Source organism: Aeromonas sp. FDAARGOS 1415, assembly GCF_019048365.1.
Taxonomy (GTDB): domain Bacteria; phylum Pseudomonadota; class Gammaproteobacteria; order Enterobacterales; family Aeromonadaceae; genus Aeromonas; species Aeromonas taiwanensis.
The window spans coordinates 1,263,450-1,278,603 of sequence record NZ_CP077363.1 but is presented as its reverse complement, the minus strand read 5'-3'; the positions used below and the strand labels follow the sequence as shown (position 1 = coordinate 1,278,603).

Here is a 15,154-nt window from a genome sequence, read left to right as displayed (position 1 = left end):
TAATCGAGTGCAGCCGATGCCGATCGGAGCGAAACTTGTTCAAGGAGTGAACAGGTTTTCTATTCTGCCGGTCAGAGGGGGCGCATCATGAGATGTCCGAAATGTCTGAAGGAAGGGGTCGAGAAAGCACTGGATGAGCGGGTAGGGCGAGCCTGCGCGCTGGGATGCGGGGCCGCTGGCGGTTTTGCCTGCGCAGCCAGCTTTGCCAAGGTGGGGGCCGGCATGGGGGCCGCACTGGGGGGGATTGGCGTGCCGCTCGGTGCCATCGCGGGGGCGCTGGGTGGAGCCCTGCTGGGCGGGGCGACCGGTGGCGGGGCGGGATTGTGGCTGGGCCGCACCCTGGATCGCCAGATCTCCCGGCAATACCGTTGTCAGGGGTGCGGTCACAGCTTCGAGCGTTGACCGGCGAGCCCATGGATACCACCCGGTGTGGCATCCATGGCGAGGGGATCAGGCTGCGGTGATCTTCCCGAGGGCGAATAGCTGCTCCAGATAGACGGCGACACCATCCTCATCGGAGCTCAGGGTCTGCTCGTGCCCGGTGAGGGCCAGCTTGAGGCGATCGTGGGCGTTGCCCATTACCACACCGCGGCCCACCATGCTCAGCATCTCGAAGTCGTTCATGCCATCGCCGAAGGCCACCGCCTGGGACATCTCCAGCCCGTGCTGCTCCAGCACGGCGCGCACGGCGTTGCCCTTGTGCACCCCGGCGTGCATCACCTCGAGACAGTCCGGCAGGGAGAAGGTGACGTTGACCCGATCACCATATTGCTGGTTGAGGTGTGCCTCGATCTTCAGCAGCTTCTCGTGGTCGCCGATGTAAAACACCTTGTTGATCCTGTCCATCGGGTGGTTGGCGAGATCCGCCAGGCGATAGGTGAAGCCGGAGTCGTGATGGAACTGCAGCAACCAGGGCAGCTCTTCTTCCACCAGCCACTCGTCGCCGTAGTAGACGTTGAGGTGGATGGAGGGATCCCGCTCCAGCGCGATCAGCTCGGCCGCCACGTTCTCCGGCAGCGCCTGGTTGTAGACCAGCTGATCCTGCTTGTCGTGGACGACGGCGCCATTGGAGGTGATGAGGTAGATATCGAGGCCGAGCGCATCGCGAATGCTGCGCACGTCCACATGGTGTCGGCCGGTGGCCACCACGAACTTCACGCCCTGTTCCACCAGACGGTGCAGGGTGTCACGGGTGCGGGGGGAGATCTGGTGCTGCTTGTTGAGCAGGGTGCCATCGAGATCGGATACAACGACCTTATACATCATCACCTCGGGGTTACGAATGAAAGCGGGAGCAGTGTACAGCAACCGCTCCCGCGACCCCATTTATTTAGGGATACAAAAAATAACCAGGTGTTAGTGGCGTGCGAAGAAGGCCAGAGTCGCGTTGAGCGCGGCCTGGCGCTGGGGATCCGCCTCGATGAAGAGCTCGTGCCAGGCGCCTTCGATGCGCAGCGGCTTGCCTCCCTCACACTTGGCCCTGGCGCAGAAGGCATCCTGCGCCGCGTTGTCCACCACGCTATCCTCGCCAGCCTGCAGCAGCAGCAGCGGCGTCCTGATGGCGCCGGCATCGGCGATCGCCGCATCTGCCCCAGTAATGCCCTGATGGATCCAGTGGGCGGTGGCTCCCCCGAGCTTGACCTGGGGATGCTGCTCGTAGATCTGGCGGAAGGCCTGATAGCGCGCCGTGCTGTGGGTCAGCTCGTTGTCGGCGAAGCCCTGATCCTGATAGGGCCCCTGGCCCGGGCCGTAGGGGGGCTCGCCCAACCAGCCGCCGACCGTGCCTATGGTGGCCGTCACTCCCTTGGCCAGCCACTTGGGCAGGCCGCCGAGGTTGATGCCCATCATGGGGGAGGAGAGCACGGCGGCCCGAATGTCGTCAGGCCAGCGCTCCAGATAGCGGGCCGAGATGGCGCCGCCCATGGAGTGGGCCAGCAGGAAGAGGCTGGCGGGCTTGTCCGCCAGGATCACCTCGTCGTGAAACTGCTTGAGATCCAGCACATAGTCGTCGAACTGGTCGACATATCCCTTCTCTTTGTCGGCCAGCATGCGCCCGGACATTCCCTGACCGCGATGGTCGATGAGGTAGAGGCTGTAGCCCTGGCGCCACAGATCCCAGGCCAGTTCCTGGTACTTGAGGTAGCTCTCGACCCGGCCGTTGACGATGAGGATGGCGCGATCGACGTTGGGCTGGCGCAGGGCGGCATAGCGGATGGCGATCCCGTCCTTGCCCTTGAATTCCCCCTCCACGGCATGTTCACGCCAGAAGTCGGGCAGGGTCTGTTGATAGAGAGTGGGGACGTCGGCTTCGGTGGTCAGCTGATAGGGGTTGTTCACGGCAAGGGTTCCGGCAGAAAACAGGGTCAGGGCCAGCAGGGGAAGAGAGAAATATTTCATCGGGCAAGCTCCTCTCGCCAATGGTGGTAGAGCGCCGCTATGTCGCTCGAGCAGATAAGAGGCATGGCGGCCTGCAAACGGGGCAGCGGCCAGTCCCACCACTGCATGGCTTGCAACATGGCGATCCGCTCCTCGTCGAAGCGGAGACGGATCGGTTTGGCCGGATTGCCGCCCACTATGGTGTAGGGCGGCACGTCCCGGGTGACCACGGCGCGGGTGGCGATCACGGCGCCATCGCCAATAGTGACGCCCGGCATGATCATGGCTTCCGAGCCTATCCAGACGTCGTTGCCGACCCGGGTGTCACCCTTGCGCTGGAAGCCGCTCTGCACCCCCTCGCCAAAGATACCGGGATCGAACGGGAAGGTGGAGGCCCACTCCATGCGGTGGCCCTGATTGCCCGCCAGCAGGAAGGTGGCACCGGATCCGATGGAGCAGAACTTGCCGATGATGAGGCGATCCACCTCGCCCCAGACGCCGCTCTCCCAGGTGTCACGGGTCGAGCCGTCACCGAGCAGATAACGTACGCAGTGATCCTCGAACGGCTTGCCGTGGTAGTAGCCGGAGTAGTAGCTGTACTCCCCGGCCTCGATATTGGGGTTGGTCAGGTGATCCCGTATGACCTGGGATTCCAGCCAGCTGCCAAAAGGATTCTCCATCACTGATCCTGCCATTCATCCTCTTCCTGTTGCGCGGCCCACCCCTTGCGGGTCAGCTGCATCTGCTGCCACCAGCGCTCGTCCGCCAGGATCTCGCCGGCCGGGCCGAGCTGGGGGTAGGGCATCTCTTTCTCCTTGCAGAGCTGGGCATAGACGGGATAGCCCCCCTCGAACAAGATGGTGTTCTGCTCTTCCAGGCTGAGCGGGCAGCCGCGCTGATAGCAACCGGCCAGCTGGCGCTGGCGCTGGGCCTCGTAGAGGATGGCGGCGGCCGCCACCGAGACGTTGAGGGACTGCACCATGCCCACCATGGGGATGACGATATGGTGATCGGCCAGGGCCAGCGCCTCTTCGCCGATGCCGTGCTTCTCCTGGCCCACCAGGATGGCGGTGGGTCTGGTGTAGTCGATGGCGCGAAAGTCCACCGAGCTGTCGGAGAGGTGGGTCGCCAGGATCTGCATGCCGGAGGCCTTTAGTTCGGCCACCGCGCTGCCGATGTCCGGGTGCAGTTTCACGTCCACCCAGTTCTGGCTGCCGCGGGCAGTGCCCTTGCGCTTGTGGATCCAGCTCTTGGGCCAGACCGCGTGCACCCGGTGGATGCCGATGGCGTCGGCGGTGCGCACGATGGCGGCCAGGTTGTGCGGCTTGTGGACCTCTTCCATGCAGACGGTCAAATCGAGCTGGCGCTGGGCCAGCATGTCGGTGATGCGCTTGAAGCGTTCAGGAGTCATATCGGTTTCTATGTCGTGAGGCTGGTGCATGCAACAAGGCTGGTGGCCTGCTGCATGGGGCCATGAGTGTCTCTTGAAAAGCAGCAGGCGGCTTGCGCCGCCTGTGTTCAGTTTTTCTGTCGGCTCACCCTGAGCACGTTGGGCATGACCCGGATCTTGCGCATGATGTTGGCAAGGTGGATCCGGCTCTTGGTGGTGATGAGCAGGGTGACCACATAGACCCGGCCGTCCTTCTCCTCGGTGCTGATGGCGTGAATGTTGGCGCCGGTGGCGGCTATCACGTTGGCCAGCTCCGCCAGGGCGCCCTGGTGGTTGACGATCTCGATGCTGATGCCGGTGCGAAACTCCTGCTCCTGCTCCTTGTCCACTTCCCACTGCACTGGCAGGTACTTGTCCGGCTCTTTGCTGTAGCCCTTGATGTTGCGGCAGGACTCCTGGTGGATGACCAGACCCTTGCCCGGGCTGATGTGGGCGATGATGGCATCCCCCGGGATGGGGCGGCAGCAGTTGGCGAAGGTGACCAGCATGCCGTCGGCACCCTTGATCGGCATCTTCTTGCTGTTGGATTTCGGTTGCTCTTCCGGCGGCAGCTCGTCACCGAGCATGCGGCGCGCCACCATGACGCTCATGGCATTGCCAAGACCCACGTCGGCCAGCAAGCCCTGCAGGTTCTCGTGCTTGGTGTCGGCCAGCACCTGTTTGACGCGGGCTTCCGGGATGTCTTCGATATTCTTGGCACCCAGCGCATGGTTGAGCAGGCGACGGCCCAGCACCACGGACTCTTCGGTGCGCAGGTTCTTGAGGAACTGGCGGATCTTGGAGCGCGCCTTGGTGGTCACCACGAAGTTGAGCCAGGCCGCGTTCGGACGGGCGCCCGGTGCCGTGATGATCTCCACTGTCTGACCCGAGTGCAGCGGGCTGCTCAGGGGATAGGGGTGGCGGTCGACCCGGGAGCCGACGCAGGCGTGGCCGATGTCGGTGTGCACCGTGTAGGCGAAGTCCACCGGGGTGGCGCCGGCGGGCAGCTCCATGATGCGGCCTTCCGGGGTGAAGACGTAGATCTCGTCCGGGAAGAGGTCGGTCTTGACCCCCTCGATGAATTCAAAGGAGCTGCCGGCACTCTGTTGCAGCTCGAGCAGGCTCTGCATCCAGCGCTGGGCGCGGATCTGGGCCGTGGTGCCCGAGCTGTCGCCATCCTGCTTGTAGGCCCAGTGGGCGGCGACCCCCTTGTCGGCCATCTGGTCCATGAACTCGGTGCGAATCTGCACCTCCACCGGCACACCGTGCGGCCCCACCAATGAGGTGTGCAGGGACTGGTAGCCGTTCGTCTTGGGGATGGCGATGTAATCCTTGAAGCGACCGGGGCGCGGCTTGTAGAGGCTGTGCATCTGCCCAAGCACCCGGTAGCAGGTGTCTATGTCTTTCACTCTCACTCTGAAAGCATAGATATCCATCACCTCGTGGAACTGCAGCTCTTTCTTCTCCATCTTGTTGTAGATGGAGAACAGGTTCTTCTCGCGACCGCTCACCTGGGCGTCGATGCCGGCTTCCCGCAGGCGACCCTCAATCTCGCTCTGGATGGAGTCGATGATCTCGCGGCGATTGCCACGGGCGCGGCGCACCGATTCCCGCAGTACGCGGGAGCGCATGGGATAGAGCGCCTCGAAGCCGAGCTCTTCCAGCTCGTTCTTCATGGTGTGAATGCCGAGGCGGTTGGCGATGGGCGCGAAGATCTCGAGGGTTTCCCGGGCGATGCGGCGGCGCTTGTCCGGGCGCAAGGAACCCAGGGTGCGCATGTTGTGGGTGCGGTCGGCGAGCTTGATCAGGATGACCCGGATGTCCTGGGTCATGGCCATCATCATTTTGCGGAAGTTCTCGACCTGGGCTTCCTTGCGATCGCGGAACTTCAGCTTGTCGAGCTTGGAGACGCCGGACACCAGCTCGGCGACGGCATTGCCGAACAGCTCGGCCAGGTCGTCCTTGGTGACCGGGGTGTCTTCGATGACGTCGTGCAGCACGGCGGCCATCAGGGTTTCGTGATCGAGGCGCATGTCGCCCAGAATGCGGGCCACGGCAACAGGATGGGTGATGTAGGGTTCACCGCTGGAACGCATCTGCCCCTGGTGAGCATCGCGGGCCACCACATAGGCTTGCCTGAGCTTCTCGACCTGCTCGGCTGGCAGGTAGGAACTGGCTATTTCTTTAAGGTTTTCAAATAAATACAAGACAGTCCCCGCAGCGGTTAAACGGCAATCCGTGAAATTGAGGGTATGCCCTCGAGTTTGCGAGGTTTTCGAGCGGTTGTAAATGGGGATAACAGCCGGCACCCGGGCGGGCGCCGACTATGGGAAACGACTGACTTAGCCGCGACCTTCGGCGATGGCGGCAACGGCAGCCAGCTCGGCGGCTTCCTGCTCTTGCTGCTCGTAACGGTCCTGGGTATCCATCACCTGGTTGTTGACCAGACCCAGTTCGATCTCGCGCAGGGCGATCACGGTCGGCTTGTCGTTCTCTTCGTCGACCAGGGGATCCTTGCCTTGTACCGCGATTTGACGGGCGCGGCGCGCGGCGACCAGCACCAGGTCAAAACGGTTACCTACCTGTTTTACAGCATCTTCTACAGTAACGCGGGCCATGCGGGACTCCAGTGTTTGGGCTTTCTGTGTTTGAAAAAGCGGTGTTTAAAAATGACGCAAAAGTTTACTTGTTTTTGGCTTACTCTGCCAGTAGCTGTTTCAGCAAGTTTTGCTGGGCCTGCTGTTGCTGGCGCAATTCCAGCCGCTGGCACTCGATAATGGCCCTGAGCTGGAACAGTGCCTGCTCAAAGTCTTCATTGATGATGACATAGTCATACTCGTCATAGTGCACCATTTCGGCAATGGCTTTCTCCATCCGGCCCCTGATCACCTCGGCACTGTCCTGGCCACGGCCGATCAGGCGGCGTTCCAGCTCCTCACGGCTGGGGGGCAGGATGAAGATGGACTTGGTCGGCATCTGCTCGCGGATCTGGCGGGCACCCTGCCAGTCGATGTCGAGGAAGACGTCGATCCCCTGAGCCAGGCAGGCTTCGATGGCGGCGCGGGAGGTGCCGTAGTAGTTGCCGAACACTTCGGCCCACTCCAGAAAATCGCCGCGCTCGATCAACTCCTTGAACTTCTCCACCTGCACAAAGTGGTAGTGCACCCCGTGTTCCTCGCCGGGGCGGGTGGCGCGGGTGGTGTGGGAGACGGAGAGCTGCATCTTGCCTGCACCGTTGTGTTTGGTCAGCAAGGCATTGAGCAGGCTGGACTTACCTGCCCCGCTCGGAGAGGAGATGATATAGAGAGTGCCTTGTTGCGCCATGTCATTACCTTTAATCGATGACCCGAGTTTTGGTTGTAGCAGAGGCCGCCGTCTTGTGCCCGAAAGGGAGACAGCCAAACGCAAAACGCGGAAAAAGTCAGAATCAGGGGGATGTAAAGGCGGCGAATGTTAGCAGATGGGGGCGGATAAAAAAACGGCCGGAATCATATTCCAGCCGATCAAAGTATTCGTAGCTTGCTGCAGGAGCGTTACCCACATTGGTTGCCATTCTGCCCCCGCTGCCGGGGGAGGGCCATCAGATTATCCCTGCCTCAGGGCTCGGTATTTCCGAATTGCCCGCCGCTGGCAACAGCTGACGATCGGCACAGAGCCGGTCAAACGCGGCGATGACCCGTTCGCGGGTGATCTTGCCCATGGCGTCCGGATCCTTGAGGCGGGTGCGCCAACCGAGCTCGGCCAGGGGCTTGCCGGTCTCCTGCTCAATCAGCTCCTGATAGACGCTTACTAGGTAGTCGCGGCACAGATAGGGGCCGGTGCGGGCCGGGTTATGGTGGGCATAGAGGCCGATCACCGGGGTACCCACCAGGGTGGCCATGTGGGCGGGGCCGGTATCCGGGGCCAGCACCAGGCTGGCCTCCTTGATCAGCGCCAGCAACTGCTTGAGATTGGTCTGCCCCACCAGATCCACCGGCTTGCTCTGGCTCAGCTGCTGGATGTCGGCAGCCAGATCCCGTTCCAGCTTGGCCGGTCCGCCGCACAGATAGACTTGAAAGCCCCGGTTGGCGGCGTGATCCGCCAGGGCGGCATAACCGGCCGCCGTCCAGTTCTTGAAGGCTTTGCTGGCGGCGGCGCAGATGAGCAGGGTCGGTTTGCCGCCCACCTTCTCCCTGGCCCAGGCCTGGTGTTCGGCGCTGATGGGCAGTTGCCAGTCCGGGGTAAGATCCTGGATGCCGAGCTCCCTGGCAAAGGCGAGGAAGCCGTCCAGCACGTGGGGAGAGGCGGGGGACGGCACGCTGTGGTTGGTGAACAGCCACTGGCCGTCGCTGGCCCGCTCCCGGTCAAAACCGAGTTTGACCTTGGCGCGGATCCCCAAGGTGGCGATGCTGGCCCGCAAGGCCGCCTGCAGATGGAGCAGGGCATCGAACCTGCGTCCCTTGAGGGTTTGCCACAGCTCGCGATAGCCTCGCCAGCCCTTGCTCTTGTCGAAAGGGATGACCTCGACACCGGGCAGGTCGGCAAACAGGGTCGCCTCAATCTTGCCCGTGATCCAGGTGATGCGGGTCTCTGGCCACGCCCGCTGGATGACGCGCACCAGTGCCAGCGCGTGACAGCAGTCGCCGATGGCGGAGAGGCGCAGGATGCAGATAGAGGAGGGCGGCGTTTGGAACAGCGGCATGATGTGGCGCAACGATGGCAAAATGGATGGATGGCATTATGCAAACTCCCTTGTGGATTGTAAAATTGCGCCAGTTGCCCGACCGGCACAGTCCCCTGACGGGATGCCCTGCGTCCCACTACCGACCGGAATTTTCATGATGCTGACACAGACCACCCACAACCAGATCTGCTGGTATGCCGACGGTGCCTTCCGCGATCCTTCCCCCTCCCTGTTCGACCCGGTCTGGTGGCAGACCCATCGCCAGGTAGTGGGGAGCGCCATCGGCCGGGGGGTGACCTGGTTCGTGAAGGATGAGTCGCGCCATCTGGTGCTGCGTCACTACTACCGTGGCGGCATGGTGGGCAAGCTGGTGCGGGATCGCTTCTGGTTCGAGGGGGTGGAGTCGAGTCGGGCCATGGCCGAATACCGCCTGTTGGCCACCCTGAGCGAGCAGGGGCTGCCGGTGCCGCGCCCGTTTGCGGCACGCATGGTCAAGCAGGGGCCCTTCTACCGGGCCGACATCCTGATCGAGCGCATCCGGGGGGCCAAGGATCTGGTGGCCCTGCTCAAGCTGGGGCCGCTGGCCGCCGAGGTGTGGCACAAGGTGGGGCAGACGGTGCGCCGGCTGCACGATGCCGGTGTCTGTCACGCGGACCTCAACAGCCACAACCTGCTGCTCGACAAGGAGGGCAAGGTGTGGGTGATCGATTTCGACAAGGGGGCCATCCGCGCACCCGGCAGCTGGCAACAGGCCAACCTGGAGCGGCTGCTGCGCTCCTTCAACAAGGAATCCCAGCTGCATACCAGTTTCCACTTCGTGCCGGAGAACTGGCAGGCACTGATGGCCGGTTATCAGGGCAAGGCGGGCTGAGTTCCACTGCTACTTCGTGTCTGCAGGTTGGCAGGCACTGATGGCCGGTTATCAGGGCAAGGCGGGCTGAGTTCCACTGCTACTTCGTGTCTGAAGGCTGGCAGGCATTGATGGCGGGCTATCAGGGCAAGGTGAATGGCGTTTTGCTGGGACCTGATATCTTGAAGTGGACAAGAGCGGGGGGCTGAGGGGCTGACATTGGCGCGGTTGCTCGGCGCCTGCGCCAATGTTACTTATTGAGAATGTTTGATTCAGATATTCAGATCCGGTTTCGAGGCGCGTGATGGAAAGGTATGAGACTCCCTGGGTAGAGATCACCACCCCCCTTGAGGTGACGCTGATGGCGCAGGCCATGGCGATGTTGGAGGCCGGGATCTGGACCTGGTCGGCCGAACAGGGCCTGAGGCGCGATCCCTCCTGTCTGCAGCTACTGGGGCTGGAGGGGGGATATCTGGATGATCTCGGCTGGCTGGCCCGGGTGCACCCGGACGACGGCCCCCGTCTGGCCGAGGCCATGGCGGCTTGCCAGGAGGGGCGCAGCAGCGGGGTGCGGCTCGAGTACCGCATCCTGCATCATCAGGGCCACTACATTCGGCTGGAGGAGCGGATGCGCCGCGACGAGCGAGGGCAGTTGCTGGGGGTGGTGCGCCATCTGGATGCTGCCATGGCGCCCCTGGAGGATCGCCACGACACGGATCCGCTCACCGGGCTTGAGAGCCGCAGCCATTTCGAGATGCTGCTGGATGAGCGGCTGGCCAGTGAAAGCGGCAGTTTCTGTCTGCTGCAATTTAGCGTGGATCACCGCAGCAAGATCCTGCAGCTGTTTGGCGAGGCCACTTGTGACGCCATGCTGGCCAAACTGGCTCGCATGGTCCGCCGCGAGCTGAGACGGGAGGATCCCTTTGCCCGCTGGGACGAGGACGGATTCATCCTGATGCTCTCCCAGACCGATCGGCTGAGCGGCCTGGAGATTGCCGAGCGGCTGCGTCTGGAGATAGCCGATGCCAGCCTGCTGCCCCAGCGCCCGGTGACCGTCAGCATCGGTCTGGTGCAGAGCCAGAGTGCCGAGCAGCTCGATCATCTGCTGGCGCGCCTGGCCTCCTGCCACGGCCAGGCGAAGCGGGAGCACAACACCGTCATCGGCTGATTTTTAGTCAGTGTTCACTCACCACGAACATCAGAGAATCCCAAGAGGGCCCGCCTGGGCGAGCCCGTTTTCCGTCAGCCTTCACTGACCCGCTGACGCTGGCAGACCCAGAGGGATGCCAGCATCAGCAGGGCGCCAAGGCTGAGCCTGAGCAGGTCGGTATCCTTGCCCCAGAGCACCAGGTTGACCAGCAGACCCGCCGGGATCAGGGCGTTGTTCATGATGGCCAGCACGCCGCTGCTGACCAGGGTTGCCCCCTTGTTCCACAGGAAGTAGCCAAGTCCCGAGGCACCAATCCCCAGCCAGAGCAGGATGCCCCATTGCAGGTTGCTTGTGGGGTACTGGGGCTGGCCCAGCAGCCACCAGGCGGGCAGGGCGATCACCAGGGCTCCCAGATAGAAGCAACCGAACACCGCGAGCTGGGGTGGCTGCTCGGCCTCCCGGGCCAGCAGCACCTTGTAGCCGACCTGACCCAGGGCGAAGCAGACGTTGGCCCCCTGTACCACCAGGAATCCCAGCACATAGCTTTCGGTGAGCCCGTCGAAGCGGATGACGGCCGCCCCCAGCACCGCTAGCAGGGCCCCCCACAGATAGACCGGCTTGAAGCGCCGCTCCAGCAGATCGTGGATCAGGGTGACATAGATGGGGGTGAAGATGGTGAACACCAGCACCTCGGGCACCGTCAGCAGCAGGAAGGAGTGGTAATAGAACAGATACATGATGCCGAGCTGGATGGCGCCGAGGCTCATCAGCTTGATCACCAGGTCGGGCCGCAGCCAGCGGCGGCGCAGGAAGGGGAGAAATACCAGGCTGGCGAGGACGATGCGGGTCAGCACGGAGAAGTAGGCATCCACCTGGCCGGCGAGGTAGACCCCGATCAGGCTGAAGGAGAAGGACCAGAGCAGGGTAACCCCTATCAAGTAGTTCATGTGATTGAATTGTCGTCAGTTGTCAATTTGGAGGGCGCTATGATGGCCGAGTTGGAAGGCGCGATCCAGCGTTTATGGGAAGGGTTGCCACAGATCGGAGCATTTGCCTTCGAGGCGAGCAACGGGGCCGGGTCCGCCACCGACTGGTGTGGTCGCGGGGAGGGGTCTGTGCGGGTGACCGATCACCAGGGTGGCTGGCTGTTTGCCGAGAGCGGGCGCTACACCACGCCCCATGGCCGGGTGTTGGCCATGCACAACCGCTTCTGGTGGCGGCGTACACAGCGGGGGATCCTGCTCTCCCATCTGCGTTACGAGCAGCCGGTCGAGCTGTTCGAGCTGCTGGCCGGGGAGAATGGGCGCTGGATAACGGCCGAGCCGCACCTGTGCGGGCAGGATCACTACAGCGCCGAGCTGACCGAAACCGGTGACGGCTTTCTGCTCGCCTGGCAGATCACGGGGCCGCGCAAGAACGAGCGGCTGAGCTACCGCTACGGGCCAGCGGAGCGGCCATAAAAAAACCGGCGCAGGGCGCCGGTAGAAGGGACAAATCGGAGGTTTTTTGAAAAACGGTCCCAAAAACAGGAGAGATATACTCTCGTCACACACGCAGAGGGTGTCTTCAGGCACTCAACGCATAACTCAGCATGGCCTGCAGCTTGCTGTCGAAGAACCAGGGCAGCAGCACCATCAAGAGGCCGACTACCCCGGCCAGCCGGTGGCGATACTGCCAGCCGGCGATCAGCACCAGACCGCCGCAGAGGCTGGTCAGGATGCCTGACATGGGGTGGCCTCCCGCTGCTGGCGGCGTTGCTGGGCCCACTGGTTGAGCGCGACCGAGCCCAAGATCAGGGCCAGTGCCACGCCGGTGGTGGACTGGATCTGCTCGCCGAGGAACAGGGCACCCAGCATGACGCCGAACAGCGGCACCAGGTAGTTGCTGAAGGAGGCGAAGGTCGGGCCCGCCTTCTGGATCAGCGCCATGTAGAGGAAGTAGACCAGACCGGTACAGAAGATTCCCAGCATGGCGACGGCGCCCATGGCCTGCTGGCTCGGCAGGGTGAAGGTGCTCAGGTCGGCCACGAAGGGGGCGGCCAGCAGCAGCTGGATGGCCGAGGAGATCAGGATGTTGCGGGCCACGACCACGGGGTGATCCTTGGCAAAGCGCTTGATCATCAGCAGACCGATGGCGAAGCAGCTGGCGCCGAACAGGATGGCCATGGCACCGAGCAGACCGGCATTCATGCCGTTGGCCAGCTTGGGCCAGAACAGCACCAGCACACCGACGAAGCCGATGAGCACGGAGACGAGGCCTCCCTTGGTGATTCTTTCACCAGAAATAAACAGGGGGGCTGCCAAAATGGTCACAAAGGGGATACAACCCATGACCACGGCGGCGATGGCGCTGTCCACATACTGCTGACCCCAGGCCACCATGATGAAGGGGATGGTGGCATCCAGCAGGGCGATCAGCATATAGGTACGCCAGGGGGTATGTTCGCTCTTGAGGCGCATGAACAGGCAGAGCAGACCCAGGGTCAGACTGCCGCACAGGGCGCGACCGGCCGCCACCAGGATGGGAGGCAGTTCCGCCACGGCCTGGTGCATGAAGATGAACTGGGAGCCCCACAACAGGCCTATCGCCAGCAACAACAGATAACTACGCATTTGAATCTCCGAGGTAATTCGCCAGCGCATTCTATGCAATCTGCTACTATGCCAAAAATGAATTGTCGTCATTCAACTATGGCCATTATCGATGGAACTTCCCCTCTCCCGACTCGACCTCAACCTGCTCACCGTGTTCGACATGCTGATGCAGGAGCGCAACGTCACCCGTGCCGCAGAGCGGCTGCACCTCTCCCAGTCCACCGTCAGCCATGCCCTGGGGCGCTTGCGCCAGGCGCTGGATGATCCCCTTTTCGTGATGAGCCGGCGCGAGATGATGCCGACCGAGCGGGCCAAGGCACTGGCCAGCCCGGTACGTCAGGCGCTGGCCATGCTGGAGCAGGGGCTGCGGCAGGCGAAGGGGTTCGATCCCGCCAGTGCCCAGCGGGTGTTTCGCATCGCCACCCCGGGGTCGGTGGAACACGGGCTGGTGCCCATGCTGGTGGAGCGCATGGTGCAGCTCGCGCCCCACTGCCGGCTGGAAGTGTGCGAGCTGGCCAATAGCGATTACGAGCGGGAGCTGGAGAAGGGGGAGCTGGATCTGGTGATCGGGTTCGCCGGCGCCAACCACCTCTCCCCCCGGTTGTGGCGGGAGGAGTGGTTCAGCAATCCCCTGGTCTGCCTGTCACCCCTTGGCAGCGATCTGCCCGATGCGCTGGGGCCGGACGAGCTGGTCAGCCGCCCTCACATCCACACCTCCAGCTGGGGTCACAGCCAGGCCATGGTGGATCTCTGGCTGGGGCGTTTCGGGGTGGCGCGGGAGCTGGGGGTCAGGCTGCCGAGCTTCATGGCGGTGCCGCCGCTGATGGCCACCGGTCGCTATCTGGTGGTGGTTCCCGAGATGATCGGGCGCCACTTCTGCCGCCACTACCCGCTGCGACTCCATCAGCTGGATCCCGCCATTCCCATCGTCTATCTGATGGCGGGCCACCCGCTCACCGCCCATGACGAGGCGATCGGCTGGTTCAAGGGGCTGCTCCACCGGCTGGCGTTCGAGCGCTACGGCCCGCACGCGCTGGGCGGTGCGGCTCACCCCAGTGCGCTGAAGTAATCCAGTCCCATGGCCCCCTTCACCTCGGCCAGCACCTCGCCGGTGAGGGCGCGGGCCTGCTCCGTGCCCTGCTGCAACAGGCGCAGCAGCCGGCGCTTGTCGGCAATGGCCGCCTGGCGCCGCTCCCGCATTGGGGCGAGCAGGGTCTGCAGGCAGTCGTTCAGCACCTGTTTGCAGCGCATGTCCCCCAGGCCGCCACGCTGGTAATGGGCCTTCATCTCGGCTACCAGCGCCTGGTCGGGGTGGAAGGCATCCAGGTAGGCGAACACCGTATTGCCCTCCACCCGGCCCGGATCGCTCACCTGGAGGTGATTGGGGTCGGTGTACATGGCGAACACCGCCTGCCTGATCTCGTCGCTCGACATGCCGAGCTCAATGGTGTTGCCGAGGGACTTGGACATCTTGGCCTTGCCGTCGATGCCGGGCAGGCGGCCGGTGTCGCTCAGGATGGGCTGGCACTCGGTCAGGATCTCTTTTCCAACCAGGGTGTTGAAGCGGCGCACTATCTCGTTGGTCTGCTCCAGCATGGGCAGCTGATCCTCGCCCACCGGCACATGGGTGGCGCGAAACGCGGTGATGTCGGCGGCCTGGCTGACCGGGTAGACGAGAAAACCGGCGGGCAGGCTGCGCTCGAACCCTTTTTGCTGGATCTCCGCCTTGACGGTGGGGTTGCGCTCCAGCCGGGCGACGCTGACTAGGTTGAGGTAGTAGGTCGTGAGCTCGGCGAGGGCGGGCAGGGCACTCTGCAGGCAGAAGGTGGTCCTGGCGGGATCCAGGCCGGCGGCCAGGTAGTCGGCCATCACCTCCAGTACGTTGTCGGTCACCTTGGCCGGGTTGTGGCCGTTGTCGGTGAGCGCCTGCAGATCGGCGATCATCACGAACTGGCGGTAATGGTGCTGGGCCTCGACGCGCTGGCGCAGGGAGCCGACGTAGTGGCCTATGTGCAGCCTGCCGGTGGGGCGGTCGCCGGTCAGTATGATGGGGTTGTGCATGTCACTCTCTCCGGTTGGGGTGAGCCGGGAG

The 15,154-nt window shown here is 63.3% G+C and carries 17 protein-coding genes; 5 read left to right on the top strand and 12 right to left on the bottom strand.

Annotated features, from left to right (window positions below):
• Nucleotides 1-87 precede the first annotated feature (87 nt).
• Complete coding sequence (locus tag I6L45_RS06150) at nucleotides 88-402, top strand: hypothetical protein (protein ID WP_043763717.1); 315 nt, start codon at nucleotides 88-90, stop codon at nucleotides 400-402.
• Between the two features lie 48 nt (nucleotides 403-450).
• On the opposite strand, the gene I6L45_RS06145 is transcribed toward I6L45_RS06150, so the two are convergent.
• The 8 genes from I6L45_RS06145 to I6L45_RS06110 form a co-directional block, all read right to left on the bottom strand.
• Entirely contained in the window at nucleotides 451-1,263 is an 813-nt protein-coding gene (locus I6L45_RS06145; RefSeq protein WP_216983713.1) for a Cof-type HAD-IIB family hydrolase, read from the bottom strand.
• Between the two features lie 93 nt (nucleotides 1,264-1,356).
• The gene (locus I6L45_RS06140) at nucleotides 1,357-2,397 is read right to left on the bottom strand and encodes an alpha/beta fold hydrolase (protein ID WP_216983712.1); all 1,041 of its coding nucleotides are present in this window, start codon (nucleotides 2,395-2,397) and stop codon (nucleotides 1,357-1,359) included.
• On the bottom strand, nucleotides 2,394-3,056 hold the full coding sequence (locus I6L45_RS06135) for a CatB-related O-acetyltransferase (protein ID WP_216983711.1): 663 nt from the start codon (nucleotides 3,054-3,056) through the stop codon (nucleotides 2,394-2,396). The genes I6L45_RS06140 and I6L45_RS06135 overlap by 4 nt, the downstream gene beginning before the upstream one ends.
• On the bottom strand, nucleotides 3,056-3,787 hold the full coding sequence (gene trmH, locus I6L45_RS06130) for a tRNA (guanosine(18)-2'-O)-methyltransferase TrmH (protein WP_216983710.1): 732 nt from the start codon (nucleotides 3,785-3,787) through the stop codon (nucleotides 3,056-3,058). Before trmH ends, I6L45_RS06135 begins: the two co-directional genes overlap by 1 nt.
• Nucleotides 3,788-3,894: 107 nt before the next feature.
• On the bottom strand, nucleotides 3,895-6,012 hold the full coding sequence (spoT, locus tag I6L45_RS06125) for a bifunctional GTP diphosphokinase/guanosine-3',5'-bis pyrophosphate 3'-pyrophosphohydrolase (protein WP_210549701.1): 2,118 nt from the start codon (nucleotides 6,010-6,012) through the stop codon (nucleotides 3,895-3,897).
• Nucleotides 6,013-6,147: 135 nt separating this feature from the next.
• Nucleotides 6,148-6,423 carry a DNA-directed RNA polymerase subunit omega gene (gene rpoZ / locus I6L45_RS06120; RefSeq protein WP_005307060.1) on the bottom strand — a complete coding sequence of 92 codons (276 nt, stop codon included), beginning with the start codon at nucleotides 6,421-6,423 and terminating at the stop codon, nucleotides 6,148-6,150.
• A gap of 79 nt (nucleotides 6,424-6,502) precedes the next feature.
• Nucleotides 6,503-7,129, bottom strand: a complete 627-nt coding sequence (gene gmk, locus I6L45_RS06115; protein ID WP_216983709.1) for a guanylate kinase — start codon at nucleotides 7,127-7,129, stop codon at nucleotides 6,503-6,505.
• A gap of 256 nt (nucleotides 7,130-7,385) precedes the next feature.
• Nucleotides 7,386-8,486: a glycosyltransferase family 9 protein gene (locus tag I6L45_RS06110; RefSeq protein WP_216983708.1), complete on the bottom strand. Its 1,101-nt coding sequence runs from the start codon at nucleotides 8,484-8,486 to the stop codon at nucleotides 7,386-7,388.
• Nucleotides 8,487-8,625: 139 nt separating this feature from the next.
• Between I6L45_RS06110 and I6L45_RS06105 the strand changes: the two genes are divergently transcribed.
• On the top strand, nucleotides 8,626-9,339 hold the full coding sequence (locus I6L45_RS06105) for a 3-deoxy-D-manno-octulosonic acid kinase (RefSeq protein ID WP_216984182.1): 714 nt from the start codon (nucleotides 8,626-8,628) through the stop codon (nucleotides 9,337-9,339).
• Nucleotides 9,340-9,622: 283 nt separating this feature from the next.
• A complete protein-coding gene (locus tag I6L45_RS06100) occupies nucleotides 9,623-10,486 on the top strand; it encodes a sensor domain-containing diguanylate cyclase (RefSeq protein WP_216983707.1) in 864 nt (287 codons plus the stop codon).
• Nucleotides 10,487-10,560: 74 nt separating this feature from the next.
• On the opposite strand, the gene I6L45_RS06095 is transcribed toward I6L45_RS06100, so the two are convergent.
• Nucleotides 10,561-11,415: a carboxylate/amino acid/amine transporter gene (locus I6L45_RS06095; protein ID WP_216983706.1), complete on the bottom strand. Its 855-nt coding sequence runs from the start codon at nucleotides 11,413-11,415 to the stop codon at nucleotides 10,561-10,563.
• 42 nt (nucleotides 11,416-11,457) lie between these two features.
• Between I6L45_RS06095 and I6L45_RS06090 the strand changes: the two genes are divergently transcribed.
• Nucleotides 11,458-11,928 carry a DUF6314 family protein gene (locus I6L45_RS06090; RefSeq protein ID WP_216984181.1) on the top strand — a complete coding sequence of 157 codons (471 nt, stop codon included), beginning with the start codon at nucleotides 11,458-11,460 and terminating at the stop codon, nucleotides 11,926-11,928.
• A 106-nt stretch (nucleotides 11,929-12,034) separates the two neighbouring features.
• Here I6L45_RS06090 and I6L45_RS06085 read toward each other — a convergent pair whose 3' ends face one another.
• Together I6L45_RS06085 and I6L45_RS06080 are read right to left on the bottom strand one after the other, a co-directional pair.
• Entirely contained in the window at nucleotides 12,035-12,196 is a 162-nt protein-coding gene (locus tag I6L45_RS06085; RefSeq protein WP_134696378.1) for a hypothetical protein, read from the bottom strand.
• Complete coding sequence (locus I6L45_RS06080; RefSeq protein ID WP_043763678.1) at nucleotides 12,181-13,080, bottom strand: DMT family transporter; 900 nt, start codon at nucleotides 13,078-13,080, stop codon at nucleotides 12,181-12,183. Before I6L45_RS06080 ends, I6L45_RS06085 begins: the two co-directional genes overlap by 16 nt.
• 91 nt (nucleotides 13,081-13,171) lie before the next feature.
• Between I6L45_RS06080 and I6L45_RS06075 the strand changes: the two genes are divergently transcribed.
• Entirely contained in the window at nucleotides 13,172-14,131 is a 960-nt protein-coding gene (locus I6L45_RS06075; protein ID WP_216983705.1) for a LysR family transcriptional regulator, read from the top strand.
• Here the strand turns inward: I6L45_RS06075 and trpS are convergent.
• Entirely contained in the window at nucleotides 14,110-15,123 is a 1,014-nt protein-coding gene (trpS, locus tag I6L45_RS06070) for a tryptophan--tRNA ligase (protein ID WP_216983704.1), read from the bottom strand. The two genes, I6L45_RS06075 and trpS, sit on opposite strands and share 22 nt — an antisense overlap.
• Between the last annotated feature and the right edge of the window lie 31 nt (nucleotides 15,124-15,154).

Excerpts from the sequence above, each read along its gene's own strand:
- I6L45_RS06080 (WP_043763678.1), bottom strand. The coding sequence starts at position 13,080 with ATGCGTAGTTATCTGTTGTTGCTGGCGATAGGCCTGTTGTGGGGCTCC.
- gmk (WP_216983709.1), bottom strand. The coding sequence starts at position 7,129 with ATGGCGCAACAAGGCACTCTCTATATCATCTCCTCTCCGAGCGGGGCA.
- rpoZ (WP_005307060.1), bottom strand. The coding sequence starts at position 6,423 with ATGGCCCGCGTTACTGTAGAAGATGCTGTAAAACAGGTAGGTAACCGT.
- I6L45_RS06085 (WP_134696378.1), bottom strand. The coding sequence starts at position 12,196 with ATGTCAGGCATCCTGACCAGCCTCTGCGGCGGTCTGGTGCTGATCGCC.
- I6L45_RS06105 (WP_216984182.1), top strand. The coding sequence starts at position 8,626 with ATGCTGACACAGACCACCCACAACCAGATCTGCTGGTATGCCGACGGT.
- I6L45_RS06090 (WP_216984181.1), top strand. The coding sequence starts at position 11,458 with ATGGCCGAGTTGGAAGGCGCGATCCAGCGTTTATGGGAAGGGTTGCCA.
- trpS (WP_216983704.1), bottom strand. The coding sequence starts at position 15,123 with ATGCACAACCCCATCATACTGACCGGCGACCGCCCCACCGGCAGGCTG.
- I6L45_RS06135 (WP_216983711.1), bottom strand. The coding sequence starts at position 3,056 with ATGGAGAATCCTTTTGGCAGCTGGCTGGAATCCCAGGTCATACGGGAT.
- I6L45_RS06140 (WP_216983712.1), bottom strand. The coding sequence starts at position 2,397 with ATGAAATATTTCTCTCTTCCCCTGCTGGCCCTGACCCTGTTTTCTGCC.
- trmH (WP_216983710.1), bottom strand. The coding sequence starts at position 3,787 with ATGACTCCTGAACGCTTCAAGCGCATCACCGACATGCTGGCCCAGCGC.
- I6L45_RS06110 (WP_216983708.1), bottom strand. The coding sequence starts at position 8,486 with ATGCCGCTGTTCCAAACGCCGCCCTCCTCTATCTGCATCCTGCGCCTC.
- I6L45_RS06075 (WP_216983705.1), top strand. The coding sequence starts at position 13,172 with ATGGAACTTCCCCTCTCCCGACTCGACCTCAACCTGCTCACCGTGTTC.
- I6L45_RS06150 (WP_043763717.1), top strand. The coding sequence starts at position 88 with ATGAGATGTCCGAAATGTCTGAAGGAAGGGGTCGAGAAAGCACTGGAT.
- I6L45_RS06095 (WP_216983706.1), bottom strand. The coding sequence starts at position 11,415 with ATGAACTACTTGATAGGGGTTACCCTGCTCTGGTCCTTCTCCTTCAGC.
- I6L45_RS06145 (WP_216983713.1), bottom strand. The coding sequence starts at position 1,263 with ATGTATAAGGTCGTTGTATCCGATCTCGATGGCACCCTGCTCAACAAG.
- I6L45_RS06100 (WP_216983707.1), top strand. The coding sequence starts at position 9,623 with ATGGAAAGGTATGAGACTCCCTGGGTAGAGATCACCACCCCCCTTGAG.